Below are 1,047 nucleotides of genomic sequence, written 5' to 3'. Positions count from 1 at the left end.
CGAGGCGCTGACGCCGGGTCAGCGGGAAGCGCTCGCCGCCGCCCCGCCCGCGCCCGTCCCGCCGCCGCCCGCGGCGCTGCCGCCGAACGACCCCGCCGTGGTGGCCGCTCCTCCCGGCGCCATCCCGCCCGGTGACCTCGCCCCGCCAACCGGAGGCGGCCAGGGCGCCGTCGCGGTGCAGGCGGCACTGAGCCGGATCGGCTCGCCCTACTCGTGGGGCGGTTCAGGCCCGAGCGCGTTCGACTGCTCAGGCCTGGTGATGTGGTCGTTCCAGCAGGCCGGCCTCTCGCTGCCGCACTCCAGCCAGGCGCTGGCCCGCGGCGGTCAGGCGGTGTCGATGGACCAGATGCAGCCCGGCGACCTGGTGACGTACTACTCGGACGCCTCGCACGTCGGCATCTACATCGGGGGCGGACAGATGGTGCACGCCTCCACCTACGGCACACCGGTGCGGGTCGCCCCGGTGGACAACGCACCGATCTACAACGTCCGCCGGTACTGAGGCCGGGCGTCATCCCCGGCGCGGTCGGGCCGTCCTTGTCTGCCAAACGCCTGCTGCTCGCGGTGCTGCTGGCCGAACTGATGTGCGCGCTGCTGCTCGTCGACCGGTCCGGAGCGCCGACCGTCCCGCACACCGCCGCCCCTGACGCGCGAACCTCCACACTGGCCCCGACGACACGTGCGCTGCCCGGCGGGCGTACCGCAACGCTGATCGCCGCCGGCGGACCGGACAGCGCCGCCCTCACCCGCCGCATCGCCGATGAGTTGGGGCCCGCCGCCGACGCGGTGACCGCGTTCTGGGGCCCGGACTGGCGACGCGACATCGTGGTGGCGGTGGCGGGCTCCGACGTGCAGTTCGCCGCACTGGCCGCGCCGACTCCGGGCGCGCCGACCACCGACATCGCCGCCGTCACCACCACCGACCGGATTCTGTTCGCGCCCGGTGCCGCCGCGATGACCGCGCCGGCGCTGCGAATCGTGCTGCGCCACGAGCTGTTCCACTACGCCGCGCGGGCCGACACCGCGGCCGACGCGCCGCGCTGGCTG

At 75.4% G+C, this 1,047-nt stretch carries 1 protein-coding gene and 1 pseudogene; both read left to right on the top strand.

The window, feature by feature from the left end:
- Positions 1-502 (top strand): NlpC/P60 family protein (locus Q2100_RS30300; RefSeq protein ID WP_302916994.1); only part of this gene is annotated, 502 nt, incomplete at its 5' end.
- Positions 503-537: 35 nt separating this feature from the next.
- Positions 538-1,047: pseudogene (locus Q2100_RS30295) on the top strand (DUF4157 domain-containing protein); the annotation flags it as partial.

This window comes from Mycolicibacterium arseniciresistens (assembly GCF_030519285.1).
GTDB lineage: Bacteria > Actinomycetota > Actinomycetes > Mycobacteriales > Mycobacteriaceae > Mycobacterium > Mycobacterium arseniciresistens.
The sequence above is the reverse complement of the archived record's forward strand: the minus strand, read 5'-3'. Positions and strand labels throughout refer to the sequence as shown.